This is a genomic window from Rathayibacter sp. AY2B9, assembly GCF_002931595.1.
GTDB lineage: Bacteria > Actinomycetota > Actinomycetes > Actinomycetales > Microbacteriaceae > Rathayibacter.
On the sequence record NZ_PSUB01000017.1, the window covers coordinates 39,251 to 53,260 of the forward strand.

The following is a 14,010-nucleotide window of genomic DNA, read 5'->3' on the forward strand; positions in this document are numbered from 1 at the left end:
ATCGACCCGTGTCCGCCGGATCGGCGGCCCGATCGAGACAGGAGACGACATGAACCAGGGACCTCGAGACTTCCGGCCCACCCGTGCACTGGTGACCGCCTCGGACTCCGGAATCGGCCGGGCGACCGCGGTGGGACTGGCCGAGGCGGGCATGGACGTCGGCATCACCTGGCACAGCGACGAGGAGGGCGCGCAGGGCACGGCGGAGGAGGTGCGCTCCCTCGGCCGGCGCGCCGAGATCGCGCGCCTCGACACGACGGATCTGGAGGGCGCGGGCGACGTGATCGACGACCTCGCGGATCGACTGGGCGGGCTCGACGTCGCCGTCAGCAATGCGGGCGGAGGCGGAGGCGAGCCCTTCCTCGAGCAGAGCCTCGACAGCTGGCGCTCGACCGTCGCCCTGAACCTCGACGGAGCGTTCGTCTGCCTCCAGCGCGCCGCGCGGCGCATGGCGGCCCAGGGCACGGGCGGCAGGATCATCGCGGTCACCAGCGTCCACGAGCACCAGCCGCGGGTCGGCTCCGTCGCCTACACCGCCGCCAAGCACGGGCTGGGCGGCCTGCTGAAGGTCGCCGCACTCGAGCTCGGCTCCCTCGGCATCACCGTCAACGCCGTCGCCCCCGGGGAGATCGCCACGCCGATGAACGACGCCGAGGACGTGGACCCCGTCACGATCGACCGCCCCGGCATCCCCCTCGGCCGCCCCGGCGACGCCCGCGAGATCGCGGCGGTGGTCGCCTTCCTGGCCTCTCCCGCCGCCTCCTACATCACCGGATCCTCGTACGTCGTGGACGGCGGGATGCTGCAGATGGGGCCGCAGGCCGGCTCCCACCTCCGGCAGGACGACTGGCGCGAGGCCTGAGCCGCCGACCACGGCGCCCGCCCGCCGGGTACTCTCGAAGAGGTGCTCCGGCGGGCGGGGCGCCTGCTCCGGGATGTAGGTGACGCACGTGTGGTTCCGGCGTCGACGCAGGTTCAAGATGGAGCCGTACGACCCCGATGAGAACCCGTCGCGCGAGCCCGCCTCCGTCGAGGAGGCCGCCGAGGAGGGCCTGATGCTCGCGCAGTACGCGAGTCGCATGGCCGTGAAGAACCGGGTGCTGATGGACGGCCTCGGTGCTGACGTCCCCTTCGACTCGGGCCGCTACTCCGTCGTCGCCGCGGAGGAGCTCGAGAAGCTGGCGCGCGAGTCCGAGGCGGCCGCCGAGCGCCTGCGCGGCATCGCCGCCGACGTGACCTCCGTGGGCGGCCGCTCCGACCACGTGCACGACTACCGCTCGGCCGACGTCGACAACCTCGACCACCGCGAGCGGCTCTCGCTCCTCGTCGCCGACTCCCTCCACAGGCGCGCGCAGGACGAGGAGTACCTCGCGACGCTCGTCGACGACGCCCGTCAGGACGCGTGGCGCGAGCTCGCGCAGTCGATCGAGGAGACCCTCGACCGCACCTCGCGGATCGACCCGGACGACGAGGAGTACCGCCGCGACCGCTCGGTGCGGATGGCGCTCGTGGTCGTCGACGACCTGGTCAAGCTGGCGGAGGAGCGCGGCGTCAGCCTCGAGGACTGACGGGCTCGTCGTGGGACTCCGGGACGGGGCTCAGGCCCAGCCGGCGCGGAACGACTCGGTCGCCTCGGCGGAGCGCTCCCGGACCGACTCCAGCAGCTCCTCCATGGTGGAGCTGCGGAGGAACGCGAGGCGGTCGAGCTCGGTGACCGGTGCGACGCCGGCGAGCTGCCAGGCGTGCGCGGCCGGATCCTCGGCGAGCTCGACGACCGCCCCGTAGCGCTGCTCGACGAACTCGCTCGCGACCGCCAGTGCCGTGCGGACCGCCGACTCCGCCGCAGCCAGCGCGGGGGCGTGCTTCTCGTCCCACTCCAGATCGGGCAGCAGGCGGACCTCGGCGCGCGGGTACGGGTCGTCCTCGTACCAGCGGACGACCTCGAAGCGCTCCTCGCCCACGGAGTCGAGCGTGACGAACGACTCCGCCCCGTCGATGTTCAGGATGCGCGCGCGGGCGCCGACCGCGAACCGCTGGTCGCCGCCGCCCACCTCCTGGCCGCGCTCGATGAGCACGACGCCGAACGCGAGGGTCTCGTCCTCGAGGACGTCGCCGAGCATCCGCAGGTACCGCGGCTCGAACAGCCGGAGCGGGAGCGGCATGTGCGGCAGGAGCACGGAGCCGAGCGGGAACATCGGAAGATCAGGCACGGGATCAGGCAATCACGTCGAGCGGAGAGCGGCCAGTACGGGCGCGGCGCGTCGGGACGTGCTAGCGCATCGCGCCACCGTGTCGTCCGCTCGCGGATGCTCGCCACGCCCCGGACGATCTCCGACGGCCCGGCCTCACCCTCGAGGCTCCCACTCAGACTGGGAGCATGGATCTCGCTGACCTCCGAGCCGTCGTCCGAGCGGACCTGGCCGCCAAGGGCCACGCCTCCGACCGGCTCACCGTCCTCGTCCTCCGGCTCGGGCAGTACTCGAGCTCTCGGAGGACCCGGCTCCCCCTCCACCTCGTCTACCGCCTGGTCGATCTCGTCTGGACCCGCATGATCGTCGGAGCCGAGCTGCCGCCGACCGCTCAGGTCGGGCCCGGCCTGCGGCTCCCCCACTGGGGCCGCGGCGTGATCCTGCACCCGCGCACGGTCATCGGGAGGAACGCGTTCATCTACCACGGCGTCACCATCGGCGAGTCGAAGGGTCGGACGCCCGTCATCGGCGACGACGTCTACATCGGCGCCCGCGCGACGATCGTCGGGGACGTGACCGTCGGCGACCGTGTGCGGATCGGAGCCGGCGCCGTCGTCGTCCGCGACGTCGCCTCAGACTCGTCCGCCGTCGGCGTGCCGGCGAGGACCGCGTCGGCGGCGCCCTGAGGCACGGCACGCCGGTCCGACAGGAGCGGACCGCCCGCTCCGACGAGACCGGCATCAGGTGGAGGCCCGACCCGGCGCTGGAGAGGAGGAACGACCGCGGGTGGAGCGGAGTAGGGCGTACGGGACTTGAACCCGTGACCGACGGATTATGAGTCCGCTGCTCTGACCGGCTGAGCTAACGCCCCGCGGCGGCCGTCCGAGCGGCCGTCAGGTGGCGGCGGGTGCGGACGCTGCGTCGGAGGCCGGATCGGCCACCGGCTCCCCACGATACAGGCTCTCGAAGGTGCTGATCGTGCGGTTGATGTCGTGCGCGGCGACGATGCGGAGGGACGCGCGCTTCATCGCCTCGAGGTCCTCCTGATCGGCCGTGAGCACGGCGGTGAGGCGCTCGGCGAGGGCCTCGGCGCTGCCCGGAGCGAAGAGGTAGCCGTTCTCGCCGTCGTGCACGAGGTGCGGGAGGGCCATCGCGTCGGCGGCGACGACGGGGAGGGCCGAGGCCATCGCCTCCATCGTCGCGATGCTCTGCAGCTCGGCGATGGACGGCATGGCGAACACGGTGGCGCGGGTGTACGCCTCCTTGAGCTCGGCGTCCGAGACGTAGCCGGTGAAGCGGACGCGGTCGGCGATGCCGAGGGTCGCGGCGAGCTGCTGGAGGTTGCGCATCTGGTCGCCGCCGCCGACGATCTCGAGCTTCGCGTCGAGCGCCGGGTCGAGCAGGGCGACGGCGCGGAGCAGGACGTCGATGTGCTTCTCGCCGGTCACGCGGCCGACGAAGAGGATCGAGTCGCCGGCGCGCGCCGCGAAGTCGGGCGTGTAGTTGTCGGCGTCGATGCCGCAGGAGATGGCGTGGACGCCCCGGAGGCCCGTGTACTTCTCGAGGAACTGCGCGGCCTTGCGGGTCGGCGTGGTGACCGCCTCCGCCCGGCCGAAGGTGCGGCGCGCGGCCCGCCACGCCATCGCCACGGCCTTCGCCTGCACGGCCTTCGGCAGGAGGGTGAACTCGAGCATGTTCTCGGGCATGAAGTGGTTCGTGCCGACGATGCGGATGCCGCGCTTGGCCGCCTCGATCCCGAGGCCGCGGCCGACGATGATGTGCGACTGGAAGTGCACGACGTCGGGCTTCACCTCGTCGAGGATGCGCGCGCTGTTCTGCCGGATGCGCCACGGCATCGCGAAGCGCAGCCAGTCGTGCGGGTACCAGCGCCAGCTGTAGAGCCGGTGCACGATGATCCGCTGGCCCTCGTGCGTCTCGACCCGGGTGCCGCTCCAGCCGTCGGCCGAGGGGGCGACGACGTGGACCTCGTGGCCGCGCTGCGCGAGACCGGCGGCGAGGCGCTCGGCGAACTTCGCGGCTCCGTTCACGTCGGGAGCGAAGGTGTCGCAGCCGATCACGACCGTCAGCGGTCGGGAGTCGGGCGATCCCGGTCGGGACGCGTCGCGGGGATCTGACACGGGAGGTCCTATCGGTGTCGTGCCGCTCGGGGAGAGAAGGGAGCGATCGGCGGAGGTCGGTCGGTTTCGTGGCTCTCGGCGCGGACCCATTGTAGGCAGAGGAGTCCTCACCACTCGGGATCCCGCGCCGTCAGCGCGCCTGCGGGTGGTGCTTGGCGAGGAGGAAGACGCCGTAGATGGCGACGGCACCGGCCGCGATGAAGAGCGGGATCGCCCACGGGGCCGCGTACTGCGCCTCCCCGAGCACGACGATGCCGATCGCGACGGCGACCAGCGGGTCGATGACGGTGAGGCCCGCCACGACGAGGTCCGGCGGGCCGGAGGAGTAGGCGTTCTGCACGAAGTACCCGCCGAGCGCGGTCGCGGCCAGGAGCGCCACGATGCAGACCACCGTCAGCGGGTCGAACTCGCCGTACTTGATGCGGTTGAGCACGACCTTCGCGAGAGTCGCGACGAAGCCGTAGACCACTCCGGCGCCCACGATGTAGAAGATCGCCTTCGCTCCGCGGCGGAAGACGCGGAAGGCGATGACGAAGACCGTGAGCACCACGGCGAGGATCACGAGGATCGTGATGAGCTCGGGCGTCTGGATGGACTTGTCGACCGCGTTGAACGCCGCCACGAGGACGAACGTGCCGACGCCTCCGACGCAGAGCACGATCGCCCGGATCGACGCCGCGTTCAAGCGCACCCGGCTGACCCGCGCGTTGACGACCGCGGTGATCACGAGCGCCACCGCTCCGAGCGGCTGCACCACGATGAGCGGGGAGAAGCCGAGGCTCGTCAGCTGGAAGACGATCGCGAGACCCAGGAGCAGGGTGCCGATCACCCACGAGGGGCGCGAGAGCAGCGCGACCAGCTGGCCGCCGCTGAGCCCGGAGGAGCCGGAGCGCTTCGAGAACCGCTCCACCTTCGCCACTCCCCGGTGCTGGAACTGCGCGCCGAGGGAGAGGAACACCGCGCCCACGAGAGCGATCGGGATGCCGATGAACTTCGCCGGGTCGTTGAGGAGTTCGGCGAGATCGGCGGGCATGGGGTCGACCCTACCCAGAACGCCTCCGCGAGTCCTCCGACGCACGGGTGAGGGGCTGAGCCCAGCGGATGATCCTCGCGGACCCGGTCGACGGCCCCGCGGTACCCTGTCCCCCATGGCCGTCCTCCCCATCCGCATCGCCGGCGACCCCGTCCTGCACTCCCCCGCCGCCCCCGTCACCGAGTTCGACGATGCGCTGCGCACTCTCGTCGCCGACATGTTCGAGACGATGGACACCGCCCCCGGAGTCGGCCTCGCCGGCCCGCAGGTCGGCGTCCCGCTGCGACTGTTCGTCTACGACTACGCCGACGACGACGGCACCCCCCGCCGCGGCGTCGCGATCAACCCCGAGCTGTTCGTCACGCCGACCCCGCTCGGCGAGGCGGACGAGGACACGGAGTCGGAGGGGTGCCTCTCCTTCCCCGGCGAGCGCTTCCCGCTCCGCCGCTCCGAGCGCGCGATCCTCCGCGCGGTCGACCTCGAGCAGGAGCCGTTCGAGATCGTCGCGGACGGCTGGTTCGCCCGCGTGTTCCAGCACGAGTTCGACCACCTCGACGGCGTGCTCTACATCGACCGCCTCGAGCACGACTACCACAAGCCGGTCGCGAAGATCACCCGGAAGCGAGGCTGGGGCGGCCCCGGCGTCTCGTGGCTGCCCGGCGTGGAGCACCTCGAGGACTGACTCAGGCCAGGTCGACCCCGTGCACGCCGTTGTGGTGGCGGATCGCGGGGAACGAGGCGGTGACGCTCCGGCCGACGCCGGGCGTCCGCTTCTCGGTCACGTCACCGCCGAAGAGGGCGGCCCGCTCGCGCAGCTCGGCGAGCGCGGGGCTGTCGATGCGCTCGGTGAGCGAGCGCAGGTCCGCCTCGAGAGCGCTGGCGTCCTGCTCCGCCGCGCCGTGCTGCTCGCGGTCGTCGTCGACCTCCACCCGGAGGCCCGTGGTCGTCCATCGGGAGCTGATGCGGACCTCGGTCCCCGCGCCGCCGGTCTCCAGCGCCGAGTCGAAGGCGTACTCGAGCACCCGGAGCACGGCCACCTCGGCGCCGTCCTGCAGCGGGAACGGCTCGCCGAACGACTCCTCGCGGACGCTCAGGCCTCGCTCGCGGGCGCCCTCGATCAGGGGGACGGAGCCGCCGGTGCGCGGCAGCTCCCCCGGATCGACGGAGGCGACGGTCGCGATGCGGCGCAGCTGCGCCAGCGAGGCCTCGGCCGCCCGCACGGCCCGCTGCGCCGACCGCGCGGCTGCGGCGGGGTCGCGGTCGATCGTGAGCCGGACGCTCTCGGCCTCCTCGACGACGTGCGCGGCGCTGCGGACCGCGAGCTGCTCGAGCTCGCCGACGATGCGGAGCCTCGCCTCCTGCTCGCCGACCGCCAGCTCGAGGCGGACGACGCGCGCCGCCTCCTCCGCACGGCTCTCGGCGGCACGGCGCTCGGCGCCGACGGCGCGGCGCCACAGCACGACGACCGCGACCAGGGCGATCAGGGCGAGGACGAGGACGACTTCGAGCACGACGGCCTCCGGGGGGACGGGACGGGTTCGGCACAGGAGCGCCGGAGAGAGATCGTACCCGCGCCGCGGACAGCGGACCTGAGGCCGCGGAGGGGGTTGCGGAGCCGTACTCAGCCGTCGGAGCGCACGGAGCGGGTGACGGTGAAGCGGCGGTCGCGCGCTACCACCGTGGTCGGCCCGACCGCGCGGCGCAGCTCGGCCGGATGCGCGAGGTGGGAGTTGAAGACCGTCCACAGCACGCCTCCGGGGCGCAGCACGCGGCCGGCCGCGCGCAGCATGCGCCGGGCGACGAGGTCGGTGACGGCACCGTCGGAGTGGAACGGCGGATTGCAGAGCACGACGTCGACGGAGGACGCCTCCAGCGTCGAGGCGTTGTCGTCGCGGAGGACGCGGACGGCGAGCCCATTGGCCGCCGCGGTCGCCCGGGCGGACTCGACCGCGGCACGCGAGGTGTCCGTCGCGGTCACGGCGAGGTCGGGGCGGGCCCGGGCCACCACGGCGGCCAGGACGCCGGTTCCGCAGCCGAGGTCGAGTGCGGTGCCCGCGGGAAGGGAGTCGACATCGAGGGCGGCGAGGAGGGCGCGGGTGCCGAGGTCCAGTCGCGCCCCGGCGAAGGCTCCCGGCAGCGCGACGACCTCGAGGTCGAGCTCGTCCAGACGGCGCCGCTCGGGCCCTGGCGCGGGCGGCTGGTCGGGGAGCGCGCCGCTCGCGAGCAGGGCGCGCGACTTCTGCCGGGCGAGGGAGACGTCGATCCGCTCGTAGCGCACGGCGAGCACGTCGTTCATCGTGCGGGTCATGTGCTTGATGCGGCCGGCGCCGATCAGGGTCGCCGCCGGGTTCGCGAGTGCGGTCCCGGCCGCGACGGCGGCCAGCGCGTCGAGCGAGCGCGGCAGGCGCAGGAGCACCGCGTCGGCGTCGCGGACGGCCTCCGCGACGGAGTCGACGATCTCGATCGGCGCGAGATCGACGCCCGACCCCCGCACCGTCTCGAGGTTCTGCGCGAGAGCGCGCTCGGCGGTGATCGAGTCCTGCACGACGCGCACGGCACGGCCGTCGGCGGCGAGGCCGAGGCTCAGTGCCCCGTAGGCGTCCCCGATCACGGCGAGGCGGCCGCGATCGGCGGCGAGGTCGAGCAGCAGACGGTCACTGGCGTCGACGGCGACGAGATCCGGCGCCTCGACGTCGGGGCGGCGGCGCAGGAGAGCGAGCACGTCCTCGCGCATCGCCCCTCCGATCGTCGGTCCGAGCGGGTGGGCCCTCGAGGGCGACCGCTCGCGGGCACGAAAAAAGGGCCCGAGAGTGGAGTCCCGGACCCTTCGCTCCCCGACTTGGACTCGAACCAAGAACCTACCGGTTAACAGCCGATTGCTCTGCCAATTGAGCTATCGAGGATCATCCGACCGCCCGGAGGCGATCAGCGCGGTACTACTTTAGCAAACTCTCCGCGAACGCAAAATCGGGCGCGCACTCAGTAGCCGGAGCCCGGGTCGACGCGGCCGACGAACCGCCCGCCGGCGGCACAGGCGGCCACGTTGGCGCGCACGCGCTCGGCCAGGAGCGGCGCGGTGATCTCGGGGGTGTCCGCGCTGTGGGGCGTGATCAGGCACCGGGGCTCGCTCCAGAGCGGATGCCCGTCCGGCAGCGGCTCGGGGTCCGTCACGTCGAGCGCGGCGCCCGCGAGACGGCCTTCGGCGAGGGCCGCGACGAGCGCGTCCGTGTCGACGAGGCTCCCCCGGGCGACGTTGACGAGCACGGCGTGGGCGGGGAGCCGCGCGAGCAGACCCGCGTCGACCATCCGCTCCGTGCCCGCGGTGGCGGCGGCGGCAAGGACCAGCACGTCGGCGTCCGCCGCGGCCTCGGCGAGCCGCGACGCCGGCAGGGTGCGGGCCGCGCCCTCCACCGGCTCGTCTCCGCGGCGGACGATCGTCACCCGGCAGTCGAAGACGGCGAGCAGCCGCAGGAGCTCGCGAGCGATCCCTCCTGCTCCGACGATCACCACGGAGGCGCGGTGCAGCGTGACCGCCTTCTTCGGCCCCCACGACGCGGCGCGCGCCCGCTCCGGCAGCGAGCGCAGGAGGGCGAGCACCAGCGCGAGCGCGTGCTCCGCCACCGGCTCCGCGTAGGCGCCCTTGGCGCTGGTCCAGACCACGTCCGCGCGAGACGCGGCGAGCACGGGCGCGAAGACGTCGACGCCGGCCCAGGGCAGCTGCACCCAGCGGATCGACGGGTGCTCCTCCAGCACAGCGGCCAGCTCGTCCGTGCGGCCGTAGGACAGCCAGAGCAGCGCGTCCGGACTCCCGTCGAGTCCGACGACCACTCCCCCGCCCGACTCGACCGCCTCGGCGAACACCGGTTTCGGCCGCGGGAGCACCGCGACGCGCGGGACGGTCACTGGTCGGCCGCCTCGACGCGCTGCGCTCGGGAGGCGTCGAAGCGCTCGTACTCGGCGAAGGCCGCTCCGAGCTCGCGCACGTAGGGGTGCCGCGCCTCGATCAGCACGTCCAGCAGCGGCCCGTACGCGACGACCTCGCCGCCGACCAGCACTGCGATCCGGTCGGTCGCCCGGCTCAGCACATCGATGTCGTGGCTGACCACGACGGCCGCGAATCCCTCCCGGCGCCGCAGGTCGGCGAGGAGGTCGACGATCGACTCGCGCACCGTCGCGTCGATGCCCGAGGTCGGCTCGTCGGCGATCAGCACCTTCGGCCCGAGCACGAGCGAGCGGGCCACGGCCACGCGCTGGCGCTGGCCGCTGGAGAGCTCGTAGGGGTAGCGGTCGAGCAGGAACAGCGGCAGGTGCACGGAGTCGAGCAGCGTCGCCACCCGCACCGCCGCGGCCTTCGGGTCGTAGTGGCGGTCGCGGAGGAAGATCGGCTCGGCGATCAGCTCCGAGACGGTCAGCTCGGGGCGGAGGGTCGCTCCGGCGTCCTGCGCGAGATGCGCGACGTCGACGGTGAAGCGCTTGAGCTCGCGGGCGGGGAGCGAGCGGAGGCGGTGCCCCGCGACCGTCGCGTCCCCTCCGATGATCACCGGGCGCGTGCGGCCGCCGTCGTGCCCCAGGCCGTCGCCGCCGAGCACGCGCGCGAGCGTGGACTTGCCCGAGCCGCTGCCGCCGAGGATCCCGAGCACCTCCCCCGGCTCCACGCGGAGGCTCACTCCCCGCAGCGCCGTCCACCGGCGGCTGATGCCGCGCGGCGGGTACTCGACGCTGAGGTCGTCGACGACGATGGGGGCCGGATCCTCGGCGGTCCGGCTCACGCCCGGCGCTCCGCCTCGACGATGCTGCGCAGGAGCTCGCGCCTCGAGGCCTGCTCGACCGGGTCGGGCACGGGCAGGGAGGCGAGCAGGCGCTGCGTGTAGGGGTGCTTCGGCGCGGCGAGCACCTCGGCCCCCGTCCCCTCCTCGACCAGCTCGCCGCGGTAGAGCACCGCGATGCGGTCGGCGAGCAGGTCGACCACGGCGAGGTCGTGGCTGATGAACAGCGAGGCGAAGCCGAACTCGCGCTGCAGCTCGGCGAACAGCTCGAGCACGCGGGCCTGCACCGACACGTCGAGCGCCGAGGTGGGCTCGTCGGCGATCAGCAGCTTCGGCTCGAGGGCGAGGGCCCGGGCGAGGCTGGCGCGCTGGCGCTGGCCGCCGGAGAGCTCGTGCGGGTAGCGGTCGCCGTAGGAGCGGGGCAGCTGAACCGCCTCCAGGAGCTCGTCGACGCGCGAGCGCGCCCCGGCGGCGTCGCCGGCCCGTCCGTGCACGATCAGCGGCTCGGCCACGCACTCCGCGATGGTGAGCAGCGGGTTGAAGCTCGACGCCGGGTCCTGGAACACGAAGCCGATGTCGCCGCGGACCGGCCGGAAGGCGCGCTCGCGGATGCCGCGCATCTCCTTGCCGAGGACCTTCAGCGACCCGCCGGTCACCGGCGTCAGGCCCGCGATGGCGCGCCCGATGGTGGTCTTGCCCGAGCCGCTCTCGCCGACGAGGCCCAGCACCTCGCCCGCGCGGATGCGCAGCGAGACGCCGTCGACCGCGACGAAGCCGGGACGGCCGAGCCGGCCGGGGTACTGGATCCGCAGGCCCTCGGCGGCGACGAGCGTCTCGGTCTCGGGGGCCTCGGCGCGCTCGACGGCGCGGACGCGGGCGCGCTCGACGCCCTGGCCCACGTGCGGGACGGCGGCGAGGAGTTTCCTCGTGTACTCGGCCTTCGGCGCCGAGAACAGCTCGGAGACCGTCGCCTCCTCGATCAGCTCGCCCTGGTACATCACGGCGACGCGGTCGGCCAGATCGGCGACGACGCCCATGTTGTGGGTGATCAGCACGATCGAGGTGCCGAACTCGTCGCGGCACCGGCGGAGCAGGTCGAGGATCTCGGCCTGCACGGTCACGTCGAGCGCGGTGGTCGGCTCGTCCGCGACGATCAGGCCGGGATCCAGGACCAGGGCCATCGCGATGACGACGCGCTGCTTCTGGCCGCCCGAGAACTGGTGCGGGTAGTAGTCGACCCGCTTCTCCGGCTCCGGGATGCCGACGGTGCGCAGGACGTCGATCGCGCGCTTGCGCGCCTCCTTCTTCGAGACGGAGCCGTGAGCGCGCAGTCCCTCCGCGATCTGCCAGCCCACCGTGAAGACCGGGTTGAGGGCGGTTCCCGGCTCCTGGAAGACCATGGCGACGTCGGTGCCGCGCAGCTCCCGGAGGCGGGCCTTCGGCACGGAGACGACGTCGGTCGCCGCGCTGCCGTCCTTCTTCGAGAGCAGGACCACTCCGGAGGCGGTGGCCGTCTCGGGCAGGAGGCCGAGGATGGTCTTCGCGGTCACGGTCTTGCCGCTGCCGGACTCGCCGACGATCGCCAGGACCTCGCCGCGCTCGACGCGCAGGCTCACCCCGGCGACGGCGCGGACGGCGCCGCGGTCGCTCGCGAAGGCGACCTCGAGGTCGGTGATGTCCACGATCGGACGCGCTGAGGCGTCCCGGACGATGCGCTGGTCGCTCATCGCGTCTCCTCCACTCCGGCGACGGGGTCGTGCCCCGGCGTCTCCAGGCCGTCGGCGGCGAGGACGCCGCCCGGCACGACGGACGTCGCGGCGACGTCGCCGGCACCGGCGGCCACCGCGCGCCGACCGCGCAGGCGCGGGTCGGCGAGGTCGTTCAGGCTCTCGCCCACGAGGGTGATGCCCAGCACCACGAGCACGATCGCCAGGCCCGGGAAGACCGAGGTCCACCAGATGCCGCTCGTGACGTCCGACAGCGCCTTGTTGAGGTCGTAGCCCCACTCCGCGGCCGACGTCGGCTCGATGCCGAAGCCGAGGAAGCCCAGGCCGGCGAGGGTCAGGATCGCCTCGGAGGAGTTCAGCGTGAAGATCAGCGGCAGCGTGCGCGTCGCGTTCCGCAGGACGTGGCGGAACATGATCCGCGGCGTCGACGCTCCGATGACCTTCGCCGACTCGACGAAGGCGTCGCCCTTGATCCGCACGGTCTCGGCCCGGATCACGCGGAAGTACTGCGGAATGTAGACCACGGTGATCGAGACCGCTGCGGCGAAGATGCCGGCCCAGAGGTTCGACTGCCCGCCGGAGATGACGATCGACATCACGATCGCCAGCAGCAGGGTCGGGAACGCGTAGATCGCGTCGCAGATCACGACGAGCACGCGGTCGAGCCAGCCGCCGAGGTAGCCGGAGACGAGGCCGAGGAAGACGCCGAGGAAGATCGACAGGACCACGGCGACGACGATCACGAGGAACGCGGTCTGCGCTCCCCAGATCACTCGCGAGAGGACGTCGTAGCCGCCGACGGTGGTGCCGAGCAGGTGCTCCGCGCTCGGCGGCTCCTGCGCGCCGAACGACTCGCCGCCCGAGCGCAGCTGCGAGTAGCCGTAGGGCGCGATCAGGGGCGCGAACAGGGCCACCAGCAGGAACGCGCCGGTGATGATCAGGCCGGTGACGAGCATTCCCCGCTGGAGGCCGACGCTCTGCCGGAGCTGGTGGACGACCGGCAGGCGGTCGACGAGGCGGCGGCGCGGACGCGCCGGGGAGGTGGTGCTCATGCTCAGTACCTCACTCGCGGGTCGATGAGCGCCGCGATGACGTCGACGATGAAGTTGGTGAGCGCCACGATGACGGCGAGCAGGGCGACGATGCCCTGCACGGCCACGAAGTCGCGGGCCTGGAGGTACTCGGCGAGCTGGAAGCCGAGGCCCTTCCACTCGAAGGTGGTCTCGGTGAGGACGGCGCCGCCGAGCAGCAGGGCGATCTGCAAGCCGATCACAGTGATGATCGGGATGAGCGCCGGCCGGTAGGCGTGGGTGCGGACGAGCCGGAACTCGCTGACGCCGCGCGAGCGCGCCGCGTCCACGTAGTCGGTGCCGAGCGTGCCGATCACGTTGGTGCGCACCAGGCGCAGGAAGATGCCCGCGGTGAGCAGTCCCAGTGCGACGGCGGGGAGCACCGCGTGCGAGAGCACGTCCGAGATCGCGGCCGGGTCGCCGGTCTGGATCGCGTCGATCAGGTAGATGCCGGTCTTGTTCTCGAGGAACTGGAGCGAGAGCTCGGTGCTCGTCGAGGCGCGCCCGGCGACGGGGAACCACTTCAGCCAGACGGAGAACACCAGCTTCAGCAGCAGGCCCGCGAAGAACACCGGGGTCGCGTAGCAGAGGATCGCCAAGATGCGCAGCACCGCGTCGGGGGTGCGGTCGCGGTGGTAGGCGGCGAGCATCCCGAGCGGGATGCCGACCAGGAACGCCACGATCAGGGCGTAGAAGGCCAGCTCGACCGTCGCGGCGCCGTAGGTGAGGAGCACCTCGGTGACGGGGCGGTTGTCGCTCAGGGTGGTGCCGAAGTCGCCGGTCAGCAGCTTGCCGAGGTACTCGAGGTACTGCACGATCAGCGGCCGGTCGTAGCCGGCGGCGGCTACGCGCTCGGCGAGCTGGTCCGCGGTCAGGCGGCCGCCGAGGGCCGCCGTGATCGGGTCGCCCGTGGAGCGCATGAGGAGGAACACCAGCGTCACGAGGATGAAGACGGTGGGGATGATGAGCAGGAAGCGGACGAGCAGGTAGCGCCCGAGTCCGCCCCCGGAGCCGCGCGGTCGCCGGGTGGGCGCCGTCGCCGCAGCCGTCGTGGCTGTCGTCACGTGATGCCTTTCGTGGAGAACGG

General features: G+C 72.9%; 14 protein-coding genes and 2 tRNA genes. 4 read left to right on the top strand and 12 right to left on the bottom strand.

What is annotated here, in order from left to right:
• The first annotated feature begins 49 nt into the window (after positions 1-49).
• Together C5C25_RS14100 and C5C25_RS14105 are read left to right on the top strand one after the other, a co-directional pair.
• Positions 50-862, top strand: coding sequence for an SDR family oxidoreductase (locus C5C25_RS14100; protein WP_104250986.1), 813 nt, complete (start codon positions 50-52; stop codon positions 860-862).
• Between the two features lie 118 nt (positions 863-980).
• Positions 981-1,568: a hypothetical protein gene (locus tag C5C25_RS14105; RefSeq protein WP_104223455.1), complete on the top strand. Its 588-nt coding sequence runs from the start codon at positions 981-983 to the stop codon at positions 1,566-1,568.
• 30 nt (positions 1,569-1,598) lie between these two features.
• Here C5C25_RS14105 and C5C25_RS14110 read toward each other — a convergent pair whose 3' ends face one another.
• Positions 1,599-2,210 (bottom strand): LON peptidase substrate-binding domain-containing protein, encoded by a 612-nt coding sequence (locus C5C25_RS14110; protein ID WP_244229436.1) that lies wholly within the window; start codon positions 2,208-2,210, stop codon positions 1,599-1,601.
• 167 nt (positions 2,211-2,377) lie between these two features.
• Here C5C25_RS14110 and C5C25_RS14115 point away from each other — a divergent pair, with 167 nt between their 5' ends.
• Complete coding sequence (locus C5C25_RS14115; protein WP_104250965.1) at positions 2,378-2,875, top strand: serine acetyltransferase; 498 nt, start codon at positions 2,378-2,380, stop codon at positions 2,873-2,875.
• Between the two features lie 111 nt (positions 2,876-2,986).
• Here the strand turns inward: C5C25_RS14115 and C5C25_RS14120 are convergent.
• The 3 genes from C5C25_RS14120 to C5C25_RS14130 form a co-directional block, all read right to left on the bottom strand.
• Positions 2,987-3,060: transfer RNA gene (locus tag C5C25_RS14120), tRNA-Ile, on the bottom strand.
• A 22-nt stretch (positions 3,061-3,082) separates the two neighbouring features.
• Positions 3,083-4,327, bottom strand: a complete 1,245-nt coding sequence (locus C5C25_RS14125) for a glycosyltransferase (protein ID WP_258069424.1) — start codon at positions 4,325-4,327, stop codon at positions 3,083-3,085.
• Positions 4,328-4,457: 130 nt separating this feature from the next.
• Positions 4,458-5,360 carry a DMT family transporter gene (locus C5C25_RS14130; protein ID WP_104223451.1) on the bottom strand — a complete coding sequence of 301 codons (903 nt, stop codon included), beginning with the start codon at positions 5,358-5,360 and terminating at the stop codon, positions 4,458-4,460.
• A 115-nt stretch (positions 5,361-5,475) separates the two neighbouring features.
• On the opposite strand from C5C25_RS14130, the gene def reads away from it, so the two are divergent.
• The gene (gene def, locus C5C25_RS14135; RefSeq protein ID WP_104223450.1) at positions 5,476-6,042 is read left to right on the top strand and encodes a peptide deformylase; all 567 of its coding nucleotides are present in this window, start codon (positions 5,476-5,478) and stop codon (positions 6,040-6,042) included.
• 1 nt (position 6,043) lies between these two features.
• Here the strand turns inward: def and C5C25_RS14140 are convergent, their stop codons facing one another.
• From C5C25_RS14140 to C5C25_RS14175, 8 genes are all read right to left on the bottom strand, one after another.
• The gene (locus C5C25_RS14140) at positions 6,044-6,871 is read right to left on the bottom strand and encodes a hypothetical protein (RefSeq protein ID WP_104223449.1); all 828 of its coding nucleotides are present in this window, start codon (positions 6,869-6,871) and stop codon (positions 6,044-6,046) included.
• 110 nt (positions 6,872-6,981) lie between these two features.
• Positions 6,982-8,094 carry a class I SAM-dependent methyltransferase gene (locus C5C25_RS14145; RefSeq protein ID WP_104250967.1) on the bottom strand — a complete coding sequence of 371 codons (1,113 nt, stop codon included), beginning with the start codon at positions 8,092-8,094 and terminating at the stop codon, positions 6,982-6,984.
• Positions 8,095-8,190: 96 nt separating this feature from the next.
• Positions 8,191-8,263: transfer RNA gene (locus C5C25_RS14150), tRNA-Asn, on the bottom strand.
• A 76-nt stretch (positions 8,264-8,339) separates the two neighbouring features.
• Positions 8,340-9,263, bottom strand: a complete 924-nt coding sequence (locus tag C5C25_RS14155; protein ID WP_258069425.1) for an NAD(P)-dependent oxidoreductase — start codon at positions 9,261-9,263, stop codon at positions 8,340-8,342.
• On the bottom strand, positions 9,260-10,129 hold the full coding sequence (locus tag C5C25_RS14160) for an ATP-binding cassette domain-containing protein (protein WP_104250968.1): 870 nt from the start codon (positions 10,127-10,129) through the stop codon (positions 9,260-9,262). Before C5C25_RS14160 ends, C5C25_RS14155 begins: the two co-directional genes overlap by 4 nt.
• Entirely contained in the window at positions 10,126-11,853 is a 1,728-nt protein-coding gene (locus tag C5C25_RS14165) for an ABC transporter ATP-binding protein (protein ID WP_104250969.1), read from the bottom strand. Before C5C25_RS14165 ends, C5C25_RS14160 begins: the two co-directional genes overlap by 4 nt.
• Positions 11,850-12,905, bottom strand: coding sequence for an ABC transporter permease (locus C5C25_RS14170; protein WP_104226685.1), 1,056 nt, complete (start codon positions 12,903-12,905; stop codon positions 11,850-11,852). Before C5C25_RS14170 ends, C5C25_RS14165 begins: the two co-directional genes overlap by 4 nt.
• Positions 12,906-12,907: 2 nt before the next feature.
• The gene (locus tag C5C25_RS14175; RefSeq protein ID WP_104250970.1) at positions 12,908-13,987 is read right to left on the bottom strand and encodes an ABC transporter permease; all 1,080 of its coding nucleotides are present in this window, start codon (positions 13,985-13,987) and stop codon (positions 12,908-12,910) included.
• Positions 13,988-14,010 lie beyond the last annotated feature (23 nt).